This is a genomic window from Pseudopedobacter saltans DSM 12145, from assembly GCF_000190735.1.
GTDB lineage: Bacteria > Bacteroidota > Bacteroidia > Sphingobacteriales > Sphingobacteriaceae > Pseudopedobacter > Pseudopedobacter saltans.
Genome location: NC_015177.1, coordinates 1721188 through 1743458 on the forward strand (window position 1 = coordinate 1721188; position 22271 = coordinate 1743458).

Genomic DNA, 22271 nt, shown 5'->3' on the forward strand with positions numbered 1-22271 from the left:
TCACATCAAAAGTCCCTTTTTGATAGTCGATGTGTTTTATTGCAGTATAAATGTTTACAGGAAGTATGAGTATGAAAAATGCAATTAACAACCACGCTGTAACAAATCGGAAATTTGGAATAATAGCCCGATAGCTGCGACAATTTCTATAATATCTTTTAAGTAAACCGTGGCTTCATTCACCTATGTCTTTAATACATTGCTATTACTGTGAGCCCGCTTTTTGCCTTTATTTAAAATTATCAAAATTAGTATTACAGAAGCCAACGTTAATACAGCGAAGGATTTCTCAAGAATAGTTTCTGCAACGATATTTCCAATAGTATTCAAACCGAACAATATTATAAAAATCCATAAAATTGTGTTAACTACTTTCGTCGATATAAAATCTTTCACATACTCTCCTTTAATTAATAGCACTAAAAACAATAAAAGGCTAATTAACAAAGAAATAGCTTCAAAAATATACATTTCGGTATCATTTTTCAATCTTCCTCCCCACGTTATTTCATATGGAGTTATTTTTAAAATAATGCTCAAATGAAAAAGTATCACGCAGACTAGTAATCCAAGCATTATCTTAATTGCAGTTTTTGGATTCATATTTTTCTATCTTTATATAAACCCGGCACAAGTCTTAACCAAATAATCTTTGACATGCATAGTATCTTTAAACACCTTACACTTTGAAGACTTGAACTGGTATATTTACTTTTTTCGCTTATAATGTAACTGGGTTAATCCAGTCTCAAATGTCTTTGCTTTCACAAATTCAAGCATTTGTTCTGGTCGACCATCATTAAACAATCTTATTCCGTTCCCCAATAAAACTGGGACTATCGAAATGATAAACTCATCTATTAAGTCGTACTTTAATAATTCATTGATTACTTCAGCTCCACCATCACAATAAATATTTTTCCCATTTTCCGATCTAAGCCGGTCAATTAAATCTTTTAAGTTTCCTGCATAAAAAGTTGTTCTACCTGTACTCGGTCTCGCAGTTCTGGTAATAACATAAACATCTCTATCTCCGTTATCGTAATAAGATGAACCGATTTCCTTAAGCACATAATCGTAAGTCTTTCTACCAATAATCAAGGTATCAACTGTACTTGTAAATTCTGCATAACCGTAATCTTCCCCATCTTTTTCTACAAGTTTCAAAAAACTGAGATCATCATTGGGTTTTGCAATATAACCATCTAAACTTGTTGCAATGAAAAGTGAGATTTTTCGCATTTTTTTAATATTAGTTGTTCTGCAAAGGGAGTTTTAAGAAACTATTGGCATTGTAAAAATAAGGCATTTTAGATTTAATAATGACCACAAAGAGCTTTTTCTTATACTTATCTTACTTGTCATTCTCGCTATATCAGGAGGTATTATTGTTTTCTCAAAATTCGTTTTGCACAGTCCGATGCACAAATCAATCCTGTAACCATCATTATAACGTCTTTTATTACCAATCGACCTGCTCCTGACAAATATGGAAAACCAAATTGTGGTGTCGGAAAATCTCCACCCAAATTTGGAACATAAACTTCGGGTGTAGTTATTAAAAATGATAAGGTCACTAAAGACATTCCAAAAGTCAAAAGTCCACCTATTAATCCTATTTTAGAAAACCATATACCCAACAAAGTCAATATTCCTATTATTATAATCACAGCTCCCAGCCCATAAGAGAAAACATAAGTATTGTTTTCTTTTTGCCAGTCTATATTTTTTTGAACAGTTTTTCCTTCTGGGTTTTTATATTCTTGATATTCCGGCGCTTTTTTTGAATAAAAAAACGACATTAAAGGGCTATTGGCAACAAAGGGAACTATTCCATCAGCTTCGTATTGATATGCTTTTAATCCGCCTATCCAGGCCATAACTATAAAGATTGCAATTCTTGCCAGATTAATAAGATGTGATTGGCTGTTAGCCAAAATTGAAATTAGCCTGCTCATTATATTTGTATTTTAAATTCGCTTACTTTTTAATTGTTTCAAATTTGCCATAGGTTTGATTATTGCATTACTGCAACGTTCTCAAATCTTGTATAAGAATTTCATAGCACCCTCAGCTATTTACTGAAAAAAATTTTCTTCATTATCCTGTTATACGTCTATAGTTTTTTCTTAGTCCTAAGATAGGTTTACATTTCGATTCTTCCTTATAATAATTTTTCCAATCGTTTTTTGTTGGGAGTCTATTTCGTAACCATCTGAAAATAAGCTATTACAACTCACATGAAGCCCAGGGTATTATATTTGTTACGAAGAAGCCTAATATTACTCCAGCCCTGCCTGTTTTCATTTCTGCAATTCACCAATTAATGATTCAAGGTTCAAAGGTTTGGTGTACATTATAATCGTTCCATCTTCATTGTATTCCCAATATTCTTTTGGTCTATCCCAATATAGTTCCAAACCGTTTCCATCCGGATCATCAAGGTATAATGCTTCTGAAACTCCGTGGTCGCTTGCACCGCTCAATGGGTAGTAAGCTCTACGTAGCCGGTCGTAGATTATTGCCAGGTCTTTTCTTGTTGGATAAAGAATGGCGGCATGATATAAGCCAACACCGTCTTTCGATGCGGGAGGTGCATCTTTACTGTACCAGGTATTTAAACCTATATGGTGATGATAGCCGCCAGCAGATACAAAAGCCGCCTGGGTACCATAAAGTGTGGTGACTTCAAAACCTAATAAGCCACTATAAAATTCAAGTGCCTTGTCAAGATTAGCTACTTTTAGATGAACGTGTCCTATACGCGTTTGTCCCGGAACTTTGTATGAATCCATTATATTAATTTAAATGTTGATTTATACCAGAAAGGCAAAACTGCATTTCCTGTTCTATTTTTAGATTAAATTACAAAGTATGATTATAAACACTAAACAAATTCGGGTCTTTCAACGGCGCAATCGCCTTTTACTTCTCCGATATTTCAGTGAATAAGTACGTAAGTTATGAATGTTTTTAGCACCTAAAACCATGTGTTTATTGAACAACTAAAACATGCTTATTCTATTTCCTTATCTATCATTTTAAACAAAATTCTTAAAAGCAAAAATTTTGTCAAGGACGCACAAATCCTCTTTCATTCTCTCTTATGCACAAGACTTGCGCCAGAAAAGTGGAAAATCCCTTTTGACTTTATACAAAGCGTATATTTTTCTGTAACTTTTGGACTTAATATCTATTTTTTATGGAAAAATCGTGAAAATTTCGTTTATCTGCTCGCTTTTACGACAATCTGCTAACTTCTATCACTTTATAAAAAGTTGAAGCTTTTTACAGATCAACATGTTTACCACTAGAAAGTAAACTCATTCAGGTACTTTCTATAGCGAATAGGAACATGTTGGCGGTGCAATTTCTCATTCTTCCGGGAAGCTATGTTGGTGCTTTTATAATAATCTTTCCAAAGCTGATCAAATTTTACTTCCTCCTTATCGAATGGTTGGACAGCTATTGCGTCTGACCCTTTTATGCTTTCCCAAAGTTGAAACGAAATTTCCTGTATGGCGATTTTATTGTAGAACATACCATAACTGCGCTTCTCATCATAAATAATCCAGGGCTGATCGGCATAACGATTAGTGAAATGTTTACATATCAAAGGCAAAACATTGAAATCCGGATTAATAAGCTCGAAATAAGTGCCGTCACTCAGTTTCTGAAAGCGGATAAATGCTTTCATCCGATGGGCTTCCCGGTTTACGCTTCTGGAAAACTGCTCTACAGCTATCACCGCTGGGTGTCCAAAGTTGTTTGCAACATAGTCCTGATGGCTAAAGACATAAACTGCCATATCCAACAGGTGCTGATAACATATCTCTGATTCGGAAAAAAATGCATAAAAGAATGATTTGAAGGTTGTGCCTTCCAGTTTTTTATACAGACCTTTATTTACCCGGCGGGCCTTTTCATTATCTGTTAAGACAATAAAACAATCGTCAAACATACTGGGTTGATAATCTTCTTCAACAAAGATTTTTGCACCAAGCCATTTTCTATCGAACGTCTCATAGATACAGGTTAAAAAACCTTTCCACGAGCCGTCAAAAAGTAGGTGAGGAACGATGGCTTTCATATTAAAAAAATGTAAGCTGTTTGGAATTCAGGGCTTTATATTTAGACTGGCTTTCTTCTAAAATATGCCTTCTGATAATTTCTGGTTGTCTGTCCAATCCACCAAATGCCGAATCCGCACATACTATAAAATACCTTGCCCTGTTATAGGCCACTCCCATCTTTTTAATCTGCTCCATTCTTAATCTTCCAAATTTTCTGGATGCTACAATTTTCATGGCGCTTTTTATACCAATTCCAGGAACTCGCATAATCATCTTATAATCCGCAGTGTTGATGTCAATTGGAAATAAATGAGGATTCCTTAACGCCCAACTTAGCTTTGGGTCTATTTCTAAATCCAGATTAGGATTTTCATCATTTAGAATCTCCTTCACATCAAAACCATAAAATCGCATTAACCAATCGGTTTGGTACAACCTATTTTCCCGTAATAAAGGTGGCTTCACTCCTATTGTCGGCAAACGATTATCATAACTAATCGGAATATATCCCGAATAATAAACTCTTTTTAGATTAAAATTCTGATAATAGTTATTTGCGGTATGCATGATATCTTTATCTGTTTCCGCACTTGCACCGATGACCATTTGAGTACTCTGACCAGCTGGAACAAATTTGGGAGCAGATTTGATAAGCTTTCTTTCGGAACTTAATTCGATAATCTTGTCTTTTACAATTCCCAAATCTCTCTTCACTTCATCGTGTGATTTCTCTGGAGCAAAAAGCTGTAATCCTGCATCTGTAGGCATTTCCAAATTAATACTCATCCGATCGGCATATTTTCCAGCCTCGTGAAGCAGGTGTTCACTTGCACCGGGAATACTTTTGATATGGATGTAGCCATTAAATTTTTCCTCGAGCCGTAACCTTTTCGCAACCGAGACGAGACGTTCCATCGTATAATCCGAGTTTTTAAAAATACCCGAGCTAAGAAATAATCCTTCGATATAATTCCTGCGATAAAACTCCATGGTGAGTTCTACAATTTCATCTACTGTAAAAGCTGCTCGTTTGACATCATTACTCCGACGTGACACACAGAACAAACAATCATAAATACAATAATTAGTCAACAGAATTTTCAATAAGGATACGCAACGGCCATCTTCTGTATAGGTGTGACATATTCCGTTTCCAGTATCTCCAATTGTTTTACTATCGTTCTTTCTATTGCTTCCACTAGAGCTGCAAGAAACGTCATATTTAGCAGCATCAGCCAAGATTTGTAGTTTTTCCCTGATTCTTTCCCACATACTACAAAAGTATGTAAATCATTATGATTTACTAAAAATTTTAGCATTTTTTTATATTCCGAATAATATATCTAGCGCCTCGGTAGACCTGAAAAATCGTTTGGATTAAACGGCATGATACTTGTCTTAAAGTAAACAACTTATCTATGAACAACTAAATTAAGTTTATGATTTTACAATTAAATCCGATGATACTGGTAGATACGCCATTGGGCCGTGGCCAGGCATTATTTATTATAGATTATGGTATGCATCAGAATACTTGTTGGGTAGTAGCTTTAAATCACAATGGTGTTATTAAACATTTTGATTCTAATGATGTAATTATCTGTAAGAACTGGACTTATCGCATTAATGAATCTAATCATTCTTTCGATAGCGATAGAAAGCCAAAAGTTAACGATTTATAATTTGAAATCTCTCATTACACTCAATTCGAAAGGTATCTATTGTCCTATCGGCAAGTTTTACCTTGACCCCTGGTTTCCGGTAGATTACGCAGTTATTACTCATGGACATTCCGACCATGCCAGATGGGGAATGAAAAATTATCTGTGCCAGAAAGATAGTGTACCTATTTTAAAATTAAGAATTGGAGAAGATATCTCGATACAAGGTCTAGATTATCATGAGACTATTTTTATAAATGGGATAAAGTTAAGTTTTCATCCCGCGGGGCATGTTATTGGTTCGGCCCAGGTCCGTTTAGAGTATAAAGGTCAGGTACTGGTTTATAGCGGAGATTACAAAACGCAGGATGACGAACTTTCTGCTCCTTTTGAAACAGTAAGGTGCCACGAATTTATAACGGAAAGTACTTTTGGACTGCCTATTTATAACTGGCTCCCGGTACAGGAGATGAATACGAAAATGCAGGAATGGGCATTGCGTAATAAAAGAGAAAGAAAAACTTCGGTATTTGTTGGATATGCACTTGGTAAAGCGCAACGTGTTCTGAAAGCTTTGGATGGAATAGGAAAAATTTATGTACATCAAGCTGTTGCCAAGCTTAATCAGGCTATAGCTTCTGCAAATATTTCTCTACCTGAATATGAAGTGCTTAATTTTTCAGAAAATCTGCAACATGTAAAGGGAGAAATTGTCATCGTCCCTCCTGCCCTTATGGACAGCAACATCATCAGGAAAATACCAGATAGATTGATTGCTTATTGCTCGGGATGGATGCAGGTAAGAGGTGCCAGAAGATGGCGATCTGCAGATGCCGGTTTTGCCTTATCTGACCATGCTGACTGGCAAGGGCTTATCCATACCATAAAAGAAACGGGCGCTGAAAAGATTTACGTTACTCACGGATATTCCGATGTATTTACAAAATACTTAAATGAAATTGGATTTTATGCAGTGCCTTTACAAACGCATTTCGGTGAAGAAGATGAGGCCGTAGAAGAAAATACATCGCTATGAAAGATTTCGCTCAACTAATTACCGATCTGGAAAGCACCAATAAAACCAATGCTAAAATAGACGCTATGGTAAACTTCTTTAGTTTCGCACCGGATAAAGACAGGCTATGGTTTCTGGCTTTATTTTCCGGTAAAAGAGGACGGAGAATTGTAACTACAAAACAGATGCGTGAATGGGTATTGGAATTTACAGGTCTTCCTGAATGGCTTTTTGTAGAAAGCTACAGCGCAGTTGGCGATCTGGGGGAAACAATAGCACTGATTCTCCCTCCTCATACGCAAAGACTGGATTTATCACTAAGCGAATGGATGCAGAAAATAAATGCCTTAAAAGATGCTAGCGACGATGCTAAAAAAGCTTTTATTTTAAATGCATGGAGCGGTTTGGATTATACCGAACGTTTTATCTTCAATAAATTGATCGGAGGCAGTTTTCGGCTAGGAGTCTCACAAAAAATGTTGGTAAATGCACTTGCTAAATATTCAAACATTACCCCCAGCACCATTACTCACTCCATTATGGGAAACTGGACGGTAGAAAACGCCCGATTTGAAGAGTTGATCCGAGGAGAGAGCAGCAATCCCGACGCTTCAAAACCTTATCCTTTTTGTCTTGCGTATCCATTGGAAAAAGAGCTGGAAGATTTAAAAGAACGACATGAATGGCAGGTTGAATACAAATGGGACGGTATAAGAGGCCAATTTATAAAAAGGAATGATGAGGTCTTTATCTGGTCTCGCGGAGAAGAATTGGTATCCAGTCAGTTTCCTGAGGTTGTTGAAGCTTTATCGGCTATGAAAGGTGATTTCGTTTTTGATGGTGAAATATTACCTGTAAAAAACGGAGCTGTTCTTAATTTCAATGAGTTACAAAAAAGGCTGAACCGTAAAAATATCAGCCGGAAGTTTTTAGAGGAAATCCCTATTCAGGTTTTTGTTTATGATATTTTTGAATATGAGAGACAGGATTTAAGAGATACCCCACTGAAAACCAGACGAAAAATATTGGAAGACATCATTCTTAAAAACGAAAACCCTATCTTTTCTTTATCTTCTATTATCAATACTAGAGACTGGCAAAGTTTACATGAGCTCAGGGAAAATGCCCGAGAAATTAATGCAGAAGGTTTAATGCTTAAGCACAAGGATTCTCCCTATCATGCAGGCAGAAAAAAAGGTGATTGGTGGAAATGGAAAATAAATCCATTAACTATAGATACTGTATTGATATATGCCCAAAGAGGTTCGGGGCGCCGAAGCGGACATTATACCGATTACACTTTTGCTGTCCGGGACGGAGATCAACTGGTTACTATTGCAAAGGCTTATTCCGGTTTAACCGACAAAGAAATTATTGAGGTCAGTAAATTTGTAAGTAAAAACGCCATAGAGAAATTTGGCCCGGTACGAACGGTAAAGCCCGAATTGGTTTTCGAAATAGCATTTGAGGGCATAGCTTACAGCAACAGGCACAAAAGTGGAGTAGCTGTTAGGTTCCCGCGAATTTTGCGGTGGCGCAAAGACAAAACCGTTAATGATATCGATACAATTGAAGATGTTAAAAAGCTCATCAGATAGCCATAATATTTGATTAAAAGATTATTGTAAAGTGAAGTTTAACGAAAGCACAGGATATCAGATTATTACTGACTGGTTGTCTAAAAACAAGCGGACACCTTTCGATTTTCAGCTAAAGACCTGGGAAAAATACGGCTCAGGTTACAGCGGAATGGTGGTTGCTCCTACCGGTTTTGGAAAGACTTTTTCGGTATTTATTGCCGTCGTTATTGATTATCTCAATGAGCCGGAGAATTATGGAAACGGGTTAAAACTGTTATGGATTACTCCTTTGCGGGCACTTGCTAAAGATTTAGCGAAAGCCATGAACCAGGCTATTGAAGAGATCGGTCTGGACTGGGTTGTCGAGGTAAGGAGCGGTGATACTCCAATTGAAATAAGAGCAAGGCAAAAGAAAATTATGCCCGACATATTGCTTATCACACCCGAAAGCCTGCATTTATTTTTAGCCCAAAAACAGCATAAAAATCTCTTTAAAAACCTGAATTGTGTCGCCATTGATGAATGGCATGAACTGGTAGATTCTAAACGCGGCGTAATGACCGAGCTGGCCATATCCCGCCTTCGGGCATACAAGCCGGAATTGAAGATTTGGGGCATCACTGCCACTATAGGCAATCTGGACGAAGCTTTAGATGTACTTATTCCCTACCCCATCAAAAAAATAAAAATAATCGCCAAAGAGAAAAAGAAAATCAAGATTTTATCGGTACTACCCGACGAAATTGAAGTGTTACCCTGGGCCGGACATCTAGGTGCCAAACTGGTAGAGCAGGTTGCCTCTATTATCCTGAAAAGCCAAACAACACTGGTTTTTACCAATACCCGCAGTCAGTCCGAAATATGGTATCAGTTACTATTAAATCAATATCCGGATTTTGCCGGGCAGATTGCAATTCACCACAGCTCTATTGATAAGGATCTACGAATATGGATAGAGGATAATTTAAACTCTGGATACCTGAAAGCGGTAGTCTGCACCTCTTCACTGGACCTCGGCGTAGATTTTAAACCAGTAGATACTGTTATACAAATTGGATCGAGCAAAGGCGTTGCCCGTTTCTTACAAAGAGCCGGACGTAGCGGCCATTCGCCTTTTGAAACTTCGACCATTTATTTTGTGCCTACACATTCTTTAGAACTTATTGAAGTTTCTGCGCTAAAAGCCGCATTAAAGGCAAACGCTATCGAGTCCAGAGAACCTTTATTTCTTACTTACGATGTATTGGTTCAATACCTGATAACGCTAGCCCTGGGCGAGGGATTTAAAGCGAATACCACCTATGAGGAAATTAAATCTACTTATACGTTTAAAGAGATTACAAGGGAAGATTGGGACTGGATATTGCATTTTATCACCAACGGTGGAAATTTAAGCCAATACAAAGAGTTTCATAAAGTTGTTATTGAAGACGGTTTGTATAAAGTAACCAGCAGGAGAATCGGCATGTTACACCGGCTAAATGTAGGCGCTATAGTTAGTGATGTTATGATGAAGGTAAAGTTTTTGAGTGGCGGCTACATTGGTATGATTGAAGAATACTTTATCTCGAAACTGAATATCGGAGACCGCTTTGTATTGGCCGGACGTGTATTGGAACTTGCTATGGTAAAAGACCTAACTGCTTTTGTGAGGGCATCTAAGGGAAAAGGGCTTGTTGCCGCTTATTTGGGTGGGCGATTGCCGCTTAGCTCCAACCTGTCGCATTATTTAAGGGAAAAACTGGCAGACAGCCTCAATGCAAAATCCAGCGAAAAGGAGCTTGTTTTTTTACATCCTTTGCTCCAAAGACAATCCGAGCATTCCTATATACCGCAGACAGATGAATTTCTGGTAGAATTGATTGATACACGAGAGGGACATCATTTATTTATGTATCCGTTTGAGGGCCGGCTTATTCATGAGGTAATGTCTGCTTTAATTGCCTACCGCATTTCTAAAATCAGATCTATTACTTTTACCATGGCTATGAATGATTACGGTTTTGAGCTACTGAGCGACCAACCGATTCCTATAAATGAAGATAATGTTCATCAAATACTAAGTAAAGAAAATCTGATTGACGATATCCTGCACAGCATCAACGCAACGGAAATGGCTAAAAGAAAGTTCAGGGATATAGCCGTTATTTCTGGAATGGTTGTACAAACTTATCCTGGTCAGCGGAAAACGTTTAAGAGCCTTCAATCCAGTTCGGGACTCATTTTTCAGGTACTGGAAGATTACGACCCGAATAATCTGTTATTAAAACAGGCTTATACAGAAGTCTTTAATCAGCAATTACAGGAAAGCAGGTTAAGAGCGGCCTTTAATCGGATCTCCGCTTCGAAAATTGTTATCAAGCATGCTAAGAGTTTCACTCCTTTAAGCTTTCCTATAAAAGTCGATAGTTTAAGGCAAAGCCTGAGCAGTGAAGATTTGGAAACAAAAGTAATGAAACTGCAAAACGAAGCGTTTAAATCAGACAATAAAAGGTAATGAAGATTTTAACCCGGCAATTAGGCAGACATTCTTTTATTTTTTCTGAATATAAAACGCTCTATTGGGAAGCTAAACGAACACTTGTGCTCAGTGATATCCATCTGGGCAAGGCGGCTCACTTTCGTAAACATGGCATAGCGATACCATCGGAAATTATGCAAAAAGATCTGGAAAGACTAGGCGAAGCTTTGGACTATTTCAATCCGCAACGCCTGATTATTGTCGGCGATCTCATTCATGCAGGAAATAACAGTGACACACTTTTATTTGACGAATGGAGAGCAAAACATCCTTTCCTTGAAATAGATCTGGTTAAAGGGAATCATGATCGCATAAAGAAAGAATATCTGGAAAAGTGGAAGATCAATCTTTATCAGGATCAACTGCAAATAGAAGATATTCTCTTCGTTCATGAACCTGTAAAAACTGGAGGTTTGTTTACGATATCGGGACATATACATCCCGGGGTTAGTTTGAAACTCCAAAAGCATCAGGTAATCAGACTAGCGTGTTGGGCTTTTAATGATGAACAGCTTATATTACCTGCTTTTTGCAGTTTCTCTGGCATGGACACAAAATATGTTAGGCAGGGTTTTCAGAAAATCGCTGTTGCAGACGGTCTAATTATTGAGATTTAGAACGAATAATCCTAAAATAAAACTAAATCATTATCAATTTTTCACGCTAACACACCTATAATAGTAAGTCGAAAAACTGTCCTTCCTCTACTCCGGAAAACTCACATCCTCTACATCTATGATATAACCGTTTTGGATCAAGAAATCATATAAATGCTTTGCTTCATCTGAAACGGGCATTGTTTTACTGGTAATAATTTCTTTAGTTTTAGGATCCTGGTAAGGATAAGCCAATAGCTTTACATTTCTGCTAAATAAATCGCTGATGTAAGCCAGTAGTTCATCTGTATATCCCGAAGTATAGTTTTCTGAATGAAAAATATATTTTAGATTATTGATACTTGTGGTGATACCTACACTTAATGGCTTTGCCATAGAAAGATATTTAGCCAGCTTATGGTGTCTGTTGAAATTTGTTATAATCACCGGATAGCCCATTGCTAATATTTCTCTGGTTCTTCCAGCTATATTGTTCAGGAAATCGTTGTCTTCTTCCTGAGCTCTCGACATCAAATTATTCAGCGTAAGCTCAACAACAGTAATTAATGCATCGTTTTCTATAGCTTTCTTTTCTTTATATTGTTGTACGGCATGTTCAAACAAACCAAGATCTGGAAGATTCTTCTGTTTAAATCTTGTCCTTAAGATCATAATATGTTTTTTATACATATGATCTTTCGCCTGTCTGGCTATGCCATCAGGTTCAAAAAAAGCAGCGGGAGAAAACCCCTTCTGAATAAGGAAAAGGTTTACGGATATATCATCTAAGCCTTCGAAGACCTTTCCGCTTACGCGAATCAGATCAATCTCGACAGATCCTTTGGAAAGATTATCTGTTAGAGATTCTACCATTTGACGTGGGTTATGATTTAGATAAAACGCTGCGTAAACCAGATTCACACCCAATACTCCCAGAACATTTTGCTGTAAAGACACATCGGTATCTAATAACCTTACATGGAAAATAATCAGGTTTTCTTCTCCTTTTGGTTCCAATTGAAATTTAATACCTAACCAGCCATGCGGATCGTTAGTCTTATTATAATTAATTGTGGTTACGGTATTGGCAAAAGCAAAAAAAGTACGGTTTTTATATTTTTCTGAGTTTAGGCGCTCCTCCAATAGCTGATACTCGTAATCAAGCATTTTCAGCAATCTCGATCTGGATACATATCTACCCGATTCCTCTATTCCGTATATTTCGTTGCTGAAAGTCATATCATAAGCAGACATGGTTTTGGCAACTGTTCCCGAGGCTGCTCCGGCAGTAAAAAAATTTCGGGCAACTTCTTGTCCTGCACCAATTTCCGCAAAAGTTCCGTAAACCTGTTCATCCAGATTTAAGGTTAATGCTTTTCTACGCGTGTCGAGTATTTCTAAGCTCATATACAAATATAAAACAAAAAGCCCCGCATTAAGCGGAGCTTTTCAAACCTAAACCAACCAATTATGAAAAACTAAATGAAAATCTTAGCTTACTTGTATTTGCTTTACTTGCGCTTTTTCTTCTTTTTTCTTTGCAATAGCTATAGTCAATACGCCATCAACATAGCTAGCTTGTATTTTATCGGTATCTGCACTTTCTGGTAAAGTGAAAGATCTGCTGAAAGAATTGTAACCAAATTCTTTTCTTGTTACTTTTTTTCCTTCTTCTATCACATCTTTTTTACTCTCCGCAGAAATGGTTAATACGTTTTCTTCAACATTAATCTTAAAGTCTTCTTTCTTTAAACCCGGTACAGCCAATTCTACTTCGTATTTATCTTCAGCTTCTGCAATGTTAACAGCTGGTAATTTCGAAAAAGCTTTATCGTTAAAAACCGTATCAAATAAGTCATTAAATGGTGCAAATCCTGGTGTATAACTTCTACCGTTGTTAAATTTTACTAGTGCCATTTTTAATATCTCCTATATTTTTATTTCAATTATTAATTACTGATAGGCATTGTTCAACTCACGTACCAACAGCAAAAACAAGACATTTTGTCTTTTAATAACATTTTTAAATGACATTTTTTCAGCAAACATTAAAATAATGCTTTTTAACAGGTCAAGACTGGCACAATTTGATTAGCGTATGTTTGCAATTGTTTACCTTTGAAAGAGAATAATTTTTTATGAGCAAATTTCTTTTAGATTTCGAGGTTAGAGATTACGAATGTGATTTACAGGGCATAGTAAACAATGCAGTTTATCAAAATTATTATGAACATGCAAGACACCAGCATTTAAGAAGTGTAGGCCTTGATTTTGCACAACTGCATCAGCAAAATATCGATCCGGTAGTTTATCGAATAGAAATAGATTTTAGAAAACCACTTAAAAGTGGCAATACCTTCCTTGTTGAAACTGATATTGTCCGCGATGGCAATCTTAAATTTATATTTAATCAGGAGATTAAAAGCAATGGAATTTTAATCAACAAAGCAAAAGTAACCGTTGTCTTTACCAATAAAGGCAAACCAATCCCCGCTCCTGCTGATATCTTGGAAGCCCTAGGTTTATAGTTTTAATGCTTATAGGTAAGTTCGACAAAAGATCTGGCTATTTCTGCCTGTACAGGCGGATTCAACTTTTGTATCTTCACATAAGCTTTATCTACAAATCTAAAGGACTTTATTATTTCCGAAAGAATTTCCTGAGCTACAGGTTCTAAAAGCTTCCTTTCTTTGTCGAAAGCATTTTTACAGATATCGTATAATTTCACGTAATCTACGGTATTGGAAAGTTCATCGACGTTGGATTCGCTTTCGGAAACTTCCATTTCGGCCCATATATTCACTATAAAATCATTTTTAAGTATTCGTTCTTCCCTATACAAACCTATAGCAGCTTTAAACTTTATATCTTCTAAACCTATCTTTCGTGTAAACTTTGCCATTTTTTTAGAAATATAATAATAGACCCAATACTATTAATCACAAACCTAATACATTTTTCTTTGTTATAACAAGAACAATCCATTTATACACTTAAAACAAAAAAACATGAAAAGAACAATAGGTATTATTTTAGTCATTATTGGTATTGCCATGCTGGTTTTAGGCGGCGGCTTTTCTTTCACTAAAAAAGAAAAAGTTATTGATGCAGGTCCGTTGGAAGTTACTGCCGATAAAAAAGAACATGTAAACTGGCCTCCATATGTTGGTGGAATTGTGCTTGTTGTTGGTGTAGTTTTAGCAGTTTCTGGGAATAAAAATTCCTGATTTTCCAGGTATCTGTTTCGGGGTTATTATTGATAATGGCTATAAGCCTGAAATTCAGTGTGCGAAAATCCCGTAAAAATCGAACTGGAACAAACAGTAAATTAATAACTCCTTGGGAATTGTCTAAATTAAGCAAGCTCTTAGATTTTATTTCGCAGACCGAGAATTAAGTCTAATTTTGACGGAATAATCTATGTGCTGCAACAATGAAGAATTATAAAAAATATTACATTATTCCCGCTCCACCCGAAGAAGTTTATTGGGCACTTACTAATCCTTTAAGTATAAAACTTTGGACTGGAGAGGAAGCTGAAATGAGTACTGAAGCCGGCTCTGAATTTTCTATTTTCGACGGAAGTATAACCGGAAAAAACCTGGAATTTGAAGAAGGCAAAAAAATCGTTCAGCAATGGGATTTTGAAGGCGAAGCAGAAGATTCTATCGTTACCATCAAATTGCATGACCATAAGAAGGGAACTTCTGTAGAACTGGTACATACTAATATACCAGATGAAGTTTATAATGAATTTGTTGAAGGATGGAATGACAATTATTTCGCCAGCCTTTTGGAATTCTTTGAGGATGACGGTTTTTAAAAGAAAAAGCCTTTGATTAACTCAAAGGCTTTTTTTTTATGATCAATATTAATTTTATAGTTATAGCTCGTCAGAATAAACCGATCTGATTCCAGGTCTAAGATTGTAGAAAGAAGCCATTACCTCTCCGTAAGCGCCCGCGGTACGTAAAGCAATTAAATCTCCTCTGCTGGCTTCTACCAGTTCCACTTCTTTACCAAAACAATCTGATGATTCGCATATCGGACCTACTACATCATAAGGTTTTGTCGCTTTTGTCTGATCATCCAGGTAAGAAATATTTTCTATTTTATGGTAAGCCTGATATAAAGCAGGGCGCATTAACTCTGTCATACCAGCATCTACTACTACAAAATCTTTCTTGATACCATGTTTCAGGTAAAGTACTTTTGTAATTAAACTGGCACTTTGTGCCACCAAAGCTCTACCTAACTCGAAATGAACTTCCTGATGAGGTTTCACTTCTAAAAAATCATTAAATATTTTGAAGTAGGTTTCGAAATCAGCAACACTATGTTCATCCGGATGATGGTAATCTACACCTAAACCGCCACCAACATTCAATACTTTAACAGTTACACCTCTTTCTTCGAACCATTGTTGAATCTCATTTACTTTCACACAAAGGCTCTTAAACACATTCATGTCTGTAATCTGAGAACCAACATGAAAATGAACCCCAAGGAACTTAATATTTTCTGAAGCTTTTAAAGTATCTACTATCTTTGGTAAGTCCCATGAATTCACACCAAATTTATTCTCATCCAAACCTGTTGTGATGTAATGATGTGTATGTGCATCAACATTTGGATTAACCCTAATGGCAACAGAAGCTTTTTTTCCCTTTTTTCCGGCTAATTCGTTGATCACTTCCAGTTCGTGAACAGACTCTACATTGAAACAGAAAATATCGTTATCCAGAGCCAAATTGATTTCTGCATCGGACTTACCTACTCCAGCAAATACGATATCATTGTTTGTAAAACCTGTTTCGATTGCCCTGCTTACCTCTCCGCCAGATACGCAATCTGCACCAAAGCCAATTTCTTTAATTGCAGAAAGCACTCTTTTATTGAAATTAGATTTTACCGCGAAATGCACATGAAAACCATATTTCGAAGAAGCATCTTTACATGATTTTAAGGTTTGTTGAAGCAAGCCCATATCGTAGTAATAGAATGGAGTTTCCTTACCTACAAATTTCTCTACGATTGCACTATTAAACATTTTTCCCATCGTCTTCTGCCATTAATTAGTTTCAAACAAACCTTTATGTAAACTTCTCAAAGTCTCTATTTTATCCTCGCCTCTGATTAAAAGAGAAACGTTATGATTGCTACCTCCATAAGAAATCATTCTTAAAGGAATATGCTTTAAAGCTTCGAATATTTTTGCTGCCCCACCATGAGTGCTTGCACCCAAATCGCCCACAATACAAATGATTGTCTGGTTAACATCAACTTCTACAATACCAAAATCATTCAGCTCACGAGTAATTTCTCCCAGATATTTAGTTTCATCGATTGTTAATGATACCGCAACCTCTGAAGTTGTAATCATATCAATCGGCGTTTTATAACGCTCGAAAACTTCAAAAACTCTTCTTAAGAAACCATAAGCTAACAGCATTCTGCTAGATTGAATTTTGATAGCTGTAATACCATCTTTTGCAGCAATAGATTTGATAGGCTCTGCAGAGCTTTCGCTACTGATTAAAGTTCCGAATGCCTGAGGATCCATTGTATTTAAAATCCTAACTGGTATTTTATAACGTTGCGCAGGGAATACACATTGCGGATGCAAAACTTTCGCACCAAAATAGGCCAGCTCCGCAGCTTCATCAAAAGTTAGATGAGAAATTGGTCGCGTACCTTTTACAATACGAGGGTCATTGTTGTGCATGCCGTCAATATCTGTCCAAATCTGAACTTCGTCTGCTTTAATTCCAGCTCCAATTAAAGAAGCAGTGTAATCACTTCCTCCTCTTCTCAGATTGTCTATTTCTCCAAAAGAATTTCTACAAATGTAGCCTTGAGTAATAAACAGATTGTTATCATCAACCAACAATGGTGTTAATTTTTCTGTAATATAATCTACAACAGGCTCATTGTCTTCATCAATTTTCATGAAGTCTAAAGCTGGTAGCAACACAGATTTAACACCTATTTCTTTTAAATAGATATGGTATAAAGTAGTAGAAATTAGCTCGCCTTGTGCTAAAACGGCTTTTTCTTCTACCGCAGTGAATAAATCATTTGAAAATGAAGATAACAGATCAAAATGATAATCTATTAATTCTTTTCCTTCAGCCAGAAATTCATCCTTAGCAAAAAGTTCTTTGATAAAAATCTCGTACTTATCCTTAAGCGCCTTAATTAACTCAGCAGCCTTGTCCTTATCATTAGCTAAATAAGCTTGCGAAATTTCGACAAGACTATTGGTTGTACCAGAAACAGCAGACAATACGATGATTTGTCTTTCAGATGGATTAACAATGTCTAAGAGTTTTTTCATCCTTTCAGGGCTTCCTACAGAAGTTCCCCCGAACTTTAGAACTTTCATTTTTTCTTGTTTTTAATAAATTTCTATCAGAGGGCGCTAAAATAGACAAAAGCTTTCAAATAATCCGCTTTTTAAATGCTTAAAAACCAAAAAAAACACAATATTTTTCATGGATTTAAAAACGGTATATTTTCTTAAAATCATTCAAAAACAGGCTATTCGAAATTATTTCAATTGTAGGCACACCTTCTTCCAATATTGTTGTTCTAAAAGCAAAAAATATCTATAAATTTATCAACCGATAGTTTGAGAGTGGCAAAGCCCTGTTCCAGACTTATCAGACTATATTATTTAAAGCTTTAACATTTCACATATGCAAGAACTAGAATTTTTGGTCAAGGAAAAAATTGAAACCTGGTTAAACGGGAATTACGATGATGAGACGAAACATCAAATTCGTGATTTGATAGAAAAAAATGCTTTAACAGAGCTTACCGATTCTTTTTATAAAGATTTGGAATTTGGTACCGGAGGTTTAAGAGGGATCATTGGAGCCGGATCAAATAGAATAAATAAATATACAATTGGTGTGGCCACGCAAGGCTTGGCCAATTATCTAAACAATAAGTATCCTAACGAAAAGATTAAAGTAGCGATTGCTCACGACAGTAGGAACAAATCTGATTATTTCGCCAGAATTACTGCAGAGGTCTTCTCTGCTAATAATATATATGTTTACTTTTTTAAAGAATTAAGACCAACTCCGTTATTGTCTTTTGCAGTACGCGAACTGGGTTGTAAAAGTGGAGTCATGATTACTGCTTCACATAATCCGAAAGAATACAACGGCTATAAAGCCTATGGTTCCGACGGTGGTCAGTTTGTCGCTCCGGATGACAAATTAGTTATGGATGAAGTTGCAAAAATCAGATCTATTGACGAAGTAAAATTTACTCCTAAACCCGAAAACATTGGATATCTTGGAGAAGAAATAGATAATCTTTATATCGAAAAAATTCTTTCTTTATCGGTTTCTTCTGATGCTATAAAACGCCAGAAAGATTTGCAGATAGTATATTCTCCAATACACGGAACCGGAATCACTATGGTTCCAAAAGCGCTGGCTGCTTTCGGTTTTGAGAATGTAACTTTAGTTGATGAACAAATCAAACCTGACGGGAACTTTCCTACCGTTATATACCCAAATCCGGAAGAAAAAGAGGCACTAACCTTGTCTTTACAAAAAGCAGAGGAAATTGATGCGGACCTTGTTTTGGCTACTGATCCGGATGCTGACAGGGTTGGGATTGCAGTAAAAAACAATGATGACGAGTTTATCCTCTTAAATGGTAATCAAACTGGTGCTTTATTGGTAAACTACATGCTTGAAGCCTGGGAAAATGCCAACAAGTTTAAAGGAAACGAATATATTACCAAAACAATTGTAACTTCTTATATCATTGACAAAATTGCGGCAAGCAAGAACATTCCTTGCTATAATACACTTACCGGCTTTAAATATATTGGCCAATTAATGACACAGCACCAAAACGACAAGACGTTTATTGTTGGTGGTGAAGAAAGTTACGGTTATTTGATTGGCGATTTTGTGAGGGATAAAGATGCTGTGGTTTCCTGTGCTTTCATAGCAGAAATGACTGCTTATTACAAAGATAAAGGCAGTAGCTTATATAACGCTTTGATTGATATGTATGTTAAATATGGTTTTTATAAAGAAAAGCTGGTTTCTATTACAAAGAAAGGTAAAACAGGTGCAGAAGAAATTAAAGCGATGATGGAAAGGTTTAGAGAAAACCCTCCGGTAAGTTTAGGCGGATCCAATGTTGTTTCTTTAAAAGATTATGAACTAAGAAAGGATCGCAATTTAATTACCGGAGAAGTTAAAGACATTGAATTACCTAAATCTGATGTTTTACAGTTTGTTACTGAGGATGGAAGTATTATTTCTGCGAGACCATCGGGAACAGAACCTAAGATAAAGTTCTATTGCAGTATCAATGAACCTTTGCCAAGCAGAGACGAATATGAGACTACGGATACAAAACTTGAAATGAAAATCAGTAATATTATGTCCGATTTAAATGTATAACGCAAATAAACAATCAATATGAAAATCAAATCATTTATTCTAGGTGCTTTATTATTAGCTGGAAACAGCTTATTTGCTCAATTTACCCAAAAGCCGCTTCCGTATGCTTATAATGCGCTGGAACCATATATCGATGCACAGACAATGGAAATCCATTATTCTAAACATCATGCCGCTTATGTAAAGAATTTAAACGATGCAGTAAAGGGAACTCCGGCAGAAAAACAAAATATCGAAGAAGTGTTGAAATCTTTAGACAAGGAAAATACAGCTGTTAGAAATAATGGTGGTGGTCATTACAATCACGAGTTATTCTGGTCTATCCTTACTCCGGAAAAAAACACAGCTCCTTCCGCGCAATTGGCACAGGCTATCAATACAAAATTCAAATCTTTAGATGCGTTAAAATCGAAATTAAACGATGCTGCTGTTAAAAGATTCGGCTCTGGTTGGGCATGGCTAATTGTTGATGAAAGCGGTGATTTACAAATTACATCCACTCCTAATCAAGACAATCCTTTAATGACTTTTGCCCCTAAACAAGGTATACCAATTTTAGGTATAGATGTTTGGGAACATGCATATTATTTAAAGTATCAGAACAAAAGAGCTGATTATTTAACTAATATCTGGAATGTGATTAACTGGAAAGAAGTAAGCAGAAGATACGCGGAAGCTAAAAAGTAAGAAAAAATTTTCTATATAAAATGAAGGCCTGTAGCAAAACTAACAGGCCTTTTTTATTATAGCTTTACCTTCCCCAAAGCCAAATATTCTTGGTACAACTTATTGTAAATAAGTACGCGATTAGCATTTGGCTTATACGTAGCATCAAATCCTGACGACATAACCGACTGTGCTTCTTCTACATTAGTATAAATTCCGGCTACAGTTGCGGCAATCATGGCAGATCCTAAAGCACATGTTTGTTCGCTACTCACCACCTGAATTTCCATATTTAGAACATCGGCAAGAGTTTGCATTACATAATTGGATTTTTTAGAAATCCCCCCTATCGCAATTACTTTGCGAATTGGAATACCTTCCTCTATAAATCTTTCGGAAATAGCTCTTGCACCAAAAGCCGTTGCTTCTACCAATGCTTTAAAAAGTTCTGCTGCTCCTGTACCTAAAGCTAGTCCGTAGAGTGCCGATTTTAAATTATGGTTCACATCAGGAGTCCGTCTTCCGTTAATCCAATCCAATGCAATAATATCGTTCTCTGTAACTTCTATCTTGGCTGCCTCTTCTGAAAGATATGGAAGAATTCCGTCTGCAATATTTTCTAATGTTTTCTGATTGATTTTGTCTTTAGCAAGTGACTCAAAAGGTTTAAGCAATAGCTGTTTAAACCATGCATACAAATCTCCAAAAGCTGATTGCCCTGCTTCCAAACCTAAATATCCCGGTACAATAGACCCATCTACCTGTCCACATATTCCCTTCACCAGATGGTCTTTATGTTTATCAAGTGGAGCTATAACCATATCACAGGTAGATGTCCCTATTACTTTTACTAAAGAATAAGGCTCTATACAGGCACCAACTGCTCCAAAATGTGCATCCAGTGCCCCTATTGCAATTTCTACGTTTTCAGGAAGCCCCAATTTTTTTGCCCACTCTTCTGTAATTTTTCCTGCGGATTGATCTGAAGTATAGGTATCTGTATATAATCTTACTCTTATTCCTTCCAGTTTGGGATCTAAAGTTGTCAAAAACTCCTGACTTGGAAGACCACCAAACTCTTCGTGCCACATCGCTTTATGTCCAGCTGTACAACGCCCTCTCTTAATGTGTTTTGCAGAGGAAACCCCAGTTAACAAAGCTGGCATCCAGTCGCAATGTTCTACCCATGAATAAGCGTTTTTGAAAACGTCTTCATCTATTCTGATTGTCCGTAATATTTTAGACCAAAACCATTCTGAGGAATATATACCTCCCGAATATTTAGTAAAATCTATACTCCAGTTTCTGGCCAGCTGATTTATTTCATCTGCTTCGCGATTTGCAGTATGGTCTTTCCACAAAATAAACATGGCGTTCGGATTTTCGGAAAATTCCGGAAGCATAGCTAGTGGAATACCTTTTTCGTTTACTGCTACTGGTGTAGATCCTGTGGTATCAATAGCCAGGGCTTTAATATTTATCAAAACAGATGATGGCACTTTAGAAACAACATCCTTTATCGTTTCTTCCATTCCTTCAATGTAATCCAGAGGATGTTGCCTGAACTGCGAAATTGCCGGCTGACAATACTTACCTTCTTTCCATCTTCTGTAAGCATGCACTGAAGATGCTATTTCCTCTCCTGTAAGGGCATTAATCAATAAAGCCCTTACAGAATCGGTTCCATAGTCTAAACCAATGACATATTTTTCTCCCATAAAAAT

At 36.5% G+C, this 22271-nt stretch carries 22 protein-coding genes; 10 read left to right on the forward strand and 12 right to left on the reverse strand.

Annotated features, from left to right (window positions below):
- Positions 1 to 183: 183 nt before the first annotated feature.
- The 6 genes from PEDSA_RS07310 to PEDSA_RS07335 all read right to left on the reverse strand — a co-directional run bounded on the left by PEDSA_RS07310 (position 184) and on the right by PEDSA_RS07335 (position 5345).
- Entirely contained in the window at positions 184 to 603 is a 420-nt protein-coding gene (locus PEDSA_RS07310) for a hypothetical protein (protein WP_013632523.1), read from the reverse strand.
- A gap of 105 nt (positions 604 to 708) precedes the next feature.
- Positions 709 to 1242 (reverse strand): dihydrofolate reductase family protein, encoded by a 534-nt coding sequence (locus tag PEDSA_RS07315; RefSeq protein ID WP_013632524.1) that lies wholly within the window; start codon positions 1240 to 1242, stop codon positions 709 to 711.
- A 143-nt stretch (positions 1243 to 1385) separates the two neighbouring features.
- Positions 1386 to 1958 (reverse strand): DUF417 family protein, encoded by a 573-nt coding sequence (locus PEDSA_RS07320; protein ID WP_013632525.1) that lies wholly within the window; start codon positions 1956 to 1958, stop codon positions 1386 to 1388.
- Between the two features lie 345 nt (positions 1959 to 2303).
- Positions 2304 to 2795: a VOC family protein gene (locus PEDSA_RS07325; RefSeq protein WP_013632526.1), complete on the reverse strand. Its 492-nt coding sequence runs from the start codon at positions 2793 to 2795 to the stop codon at positions 2304 to 2306.
- Between the two features lie 515 nt (positions 2796 to 3310).
- Positions 3311 to 4090, reverse strand: a complete 780-nt coding sequence (locus PEDSA_RS07330; protein ID WP_013632527.1) for a TIGR03915 family putative DNA repair protein — start codon at positions 4088 to 4090, stop codon at positions 3311 to 3313.
- Position 4091: 1 nt separating this feature from the next.
- Positions 4092 to 5345, reverse strand: coding sequence for a putative DNA modification/repair radical SAM protein (locus PEDSA_RS07335; protein WP_013632528.1), 1254 nt, complete (start codon positions 5343 to 5345; stop codon positions 4092 to 4094).
- Between the two features lie 167 nt (positions 5346 to 5512).
- Here PEDSA_RS07335 and PEDSA_RS07340 point away from each other — a divergent pair, with 167 nt between their 5' ends.
- From PEDSA_RS07340 to pdeM, 5 genes are read left to right on the forward strand one after another with little or no spacing between them, the layout of a single operon-like run.
- Positions 5513 to 5755 carry a hypothetical protein gene (locus PEDSA_RS07340; RefSeq protein WP_013632529.1) on the forward strand — a complete coding sequence of 81 codons (243 nt, stop codon included), beginning with the start codon at positions 5513 to 5515 and terminating at the stop codon, positions 5753 to 5755.
- Between the two features lies 1 nt (position 5756).
- Positions 5757 to 6770: a ligase-associated DNA damage response exonuclease gene (locus tag PEDSA_RS07345; RefSeq protein WP_041537006.1), complete on the forward strand. Its 1014-nt coding sequence runs from the start codon at positions 5757 to 5759 to the stop codon at positions 6768 to 6770.
- A complete protein-coding gene (locus PEDSA_RS07350) occupies positions 6767 to 8347 on the forward strand; it encodes an ATP-dependent DNA ligase (protein ID WP_013632531.1) in 1581 nt (526 codons plus the stop codon). The genes PEDSA_RS07345 and PEDSA_RS07350 overlap by 4 nt, the downstream gene beginning before the upstream one ends.
- A 31-nt stretch (positions 8348 to 8378) precedes the next feature.
- On the forward strand, positions 8379 to 10826 hold the full coding sequence (locus tag PEDSA_RS07355) for a ligase-associated DNA damage response DEXH box helicase (RefSeq protein WP_013632532.1): 2448 nt from the start codon (positions 8379 to 8381) through the stop codon (positions 10824 to 10826).
- On the forward strand, positions 10826 to 11467 hold the full coding sequence (gene pdeM / locus PEDSA_RS07360; RefSeq protein ID WP_013632533.1) for a ligase-associated DNA damage response endonuclease PdeM: 642 nt from the start codon (positions 10826 to 10828) through the stop codon (positions 11465 to 11467). Before PEDSA_RS07355 ends, pdeM begins: the two co-directional genes overlap by 1 nt.
- 87 nt (positions 11468 to 11554) lie before the next feature.
- Here pdeM and PEDSA_RS07365 read toward each other — a convergent pair whose 3' ends face one another.
- Both PEDSA_RS07365 and PEDSA_RS07370 read right to left on the reverse strand, forming a co-directional pair.
- Positions 11555 to 12853, reverse strand: a complete 1299-nt coding sequence (locus PEDSA_RS07365) for a hypothetical protein (protein ID WP_013632534.1) — start codon at positions 12851 to 12853, stop codon at positions 11555 to 11557.
- 84 nt (positions 12854 to 12937) lie between these two features.
- Entirely contained in the window at positions 12938 to 13363 is a 426-nt protein-coding gene (locus PEDSA_RS07370) for an Hsp20/alpha crystallin family protein (RefSeq protein ID WP_013632535.1), read from the reverse strand.
- Positions 13364 to 13584: 221 nt separating this feature from the next.
- Here PEDSA_RS07370 and PEDSA_RS07375 point away from each other — a divergent pair, with 221 nt between their 5' ends.
- Positions 13585 to 13974, forward strand: a complete 390-nt coding sequence (locus PEDSA_RS07375; RefSeq protein ID WP_013632536.1) for an acyl-CoA thioesterase — start codon at positions 13585 to 13587, stop codon at positions 13972 to 13974.
- Positions 13975 to 13976: 2 nt separating this feature from the next.
- Here the strand turns inward: PEDSA_RS07375 and folB are convergent, their stop codons facing one another.
- Positions 13977 to 14348, reverse strand: a complete 372-nt coding sequence (gene folB, locus PEDSA_RS07380) for a dihydroneopterin aldolase (protein ID WP_013632537.1) — start codon at positions 14346 to 14348, stop codon at positions 13977 to 13979.
- A gap of 106 nt (positions 14349 to 14454) precedes the next feature.
- Between folB and PEDSA_RS07385 the strand changes: the two genes are divergently transcribed.
- Both PEDSA_RS07385 and PEDSA_RS07390 read left to right on the forward strand, forming a co-directional pair.
- A complete protein-coding gene (locus tag PEDSA_RS07385; RefSeq protein WP_013632538.1) occupies positions 14455 to 14673 on the forward strand; it encodes a hypothetical protein in 219 nt (72 codons plus the stop codon).
- Positions 14674 to 14879: 206 nt separating this feature from the next.
- Positions 14880 to 15269, forward strand: a complete 390-nt coding sequence (locus PEDSA_RS07390; RefSeq protein ID WP_013632539.1) for an SRPBCC domain-containing protein — start codon at positions 14880 to 14882, stop codon at positions 15267 to 15269.
- A gap of 60 nt (positions 15270 to 15329) precedes the next feature.
- Here PEDSA_RS07390 and lysA read toward each other — a convergent pair whose 3' ends face one another.
- Together lysA and PEDSA_RS07400 are read right to left on the reverse strand one after the other, a co-directional pair.
- Complete coding sequence (lysA, locus tag PEDSA_RS07395) at positions 15330 to 16505, reverse strand: diaminopimelate decarboxylase (RefSeq protein ID WP_013632540.1); 1176 nt, start codon at positions 16503 to 16505, stop codon at positions 15330 to 15332.
- A gap of 12 nt (positions 16506 to 16517) precedes the next feature.
- Positions 16518 to 17831 (reverse strand): aspartate kinase, encoded by a 1314-nt coding sequence (locus tag PEDSA_RS07400; RefSeq protein WP_013632541.1) that lies wholly within the window; start codon positions 17829 to 17831, stop codon positions 16518 to 16520.
- 313 nt (positions 17832 to 18144) lie between these two features.
- On the opposite strand from PEDSA_RS07400, the gene PEDSA_RS07405 reads away from it, so the two are divergent.
- Both PEDSA_RS07405 and PEDSA_RS07410 read left to right on the forward strand, forming a co-directional pair.
- Complete coding sequence (locus PEDSA_RS07405; protein ID WP_013632542.1) at positions 18145 to 19881, forward strand: phospho-sugar mutase; 1737 nt, start codon at positions 18145 to 18147, stop codon at positions 19879 to 19881.
- 18 nt (positions 19882 to 19899) lie between these two features.
- The gene (locus tag PEDSA_RS07410; RefSeq protein ID WP_013632543.1) at positions 19900 to 20568 is read left to right on the forward strand and encodes a superoxide dismutase; all 669 of its coding nucleotides are present in this window, start codon (positions 19900 to 19902) and stop codon (positions 20566 to 20568) included.
- Positions 20569 to 20624: 56 nt separating this feature from the next.
- On the opposite strand, the gene PEDSA_RS07415 is transcribed toward PEDSA_RS07410, so the two are convergent.
- A complete protein-coding gene (locus PEDSA_RS07415; RefSeq protein ID WP_013632544.1) occupies positions 20625 to 22265 on the reverse strand; it encodes a ribulokinase in 1641 nt (546 codons plus the stop codon).
- Positions 22266 to 22271 lie beyond the last annotated feature (6 nt).

Coding starts and splice junctions, on each gene's coding strand:
- PEDSA_RS07400 (WP_013632541.1), bottom strand. CDS start 17,831: ATGAAAGTTCTAAAGTTCGGGGGAACTTCTGTAGGAAGCCCTGAAAGG.
- PEDSA_RS07350 (WP_013632531.1), top strand. CDS start 6,767: ATGAAAGATTTCGCTCAACTAATTACCGATCTGGAAAGCACCAATAAA.
- PEDSA_RS07310 (WP_013632523.1), bottom strand. CDS start 603: ATGAATCCAAAAACTGCAATTAAGATAATGCTTGGATTACTAGTCTGC.
- PEDSA_RS07325 (WP_013632526.1), bottom strand. CDS start 2,795: ATGGATTCATACAAAGTTCCGGGACAAACGCGTATAGGACACGTTCAT.
- PEDSA_RS07320 (WP_013632525.1), bottom strand. CDS start 1,958: ATGAGCAGGCTAATTTCAATTTTGGCTAACAGCCAATCACATCTTATT.
- PEDSA_RS07410 (WP_013632543.1), top strand. CDS start 19,900: ATGAAAATCAAATCATTTATTCTAGGTGCTTTATTATTAGCTGGAAAC.
- PEDSA_RS07370 (WP_013632535.1), bottom strand. CDS start 13,363: ATGGCACTAGTAAAATTTAACAACGGTAGAAGTTATACACCAGGATTT.
- PEDSA_RS07385 (WP_013632538.1), top strand. CDS start 14,455: ATGAAAAGAACAATAGGTATTATTTTAGTCATTATTGGTATTGCCATG.
- PEDSA_RS07405 (WP_013632542.1), top strand. CDS start 18,145: ATGCAAGAACTAGAATTTTTGGTCAAGGAAAAAATTGAAACCTGGTTA.
- PEDSA_RS07365 (WP_013632534.1), bottom strand. CDS start 12,853: ATGAGCTTAGAAATACTCGACACGCGTAGAAAAGCATTAACCTTAAAT.
- PEDSA_RS07415 (WP_013632544.1), bottom strand. CDS start 22,265: ATGGGAGAAAAATATGTCATTGGTTTAGACTATGGAACCGATTCTGTA.
- PEDSA_RS07340 (WP_013632529.1), top strand. CDS start 5,513: ATGATTTTACAATTAAATCCGATGATACTGGTAGATACGCCATTGGGC.
- lysA (WP_013632540.1), bottom strand. CDS start 16,505: ATGGGAAAAATGTTTAATAGTGCAATCGTAGAGAAATTTGTAGGTAAG.
- PEDSA_RS07330 (WP_013632527.1), bottom strand. CDS start 4,090: ATGAAAGCCATCGTTCCTCACCTACTTTTTGACGGCTCGTGGAAAGGT.
- PEDSA_RS07335 (WP_013632528.1), bottom strand. CDS start 5,345: ATGTGGGAAAGAATCAGGGAAAAACTACAAATCTTGGCTGATGCTGCT.
- PEDSA_RS07390 (WP_013632539.1), top strand. CDS start 14,880: ATGAAGAATTATAAAAAATATTACATTATTCCCGCTCCACCCGAAGAA.
- PEDSA_RS07375 (WP_013632536.1), top strand. CDS start 13,585: ATGAGCAAATTTCTTTTAGATTTCGAGGTTAGAGATTACGAATGTGAT.
- folB (WP_013632537.1), bottom strand. CDS start 14,348: ATGGCAAAGTTTACACGAAAGATAGGTTTAGAAGATATAAAGTTTAAA.
- PEDSA_RS07315 (WP_013632524.1), bottom strand. CDS start 1,242: ATGCGAAAAATCTCACTTTTCATTGCAACAAGTTTAGATGGTTATATT.
- pdeM (WP_013632533.1), top strand. CDS start 10,826: ATGAAGATTTTAACCCGGCAATTAGGCAGACATTCTTTTATTTTTTCT.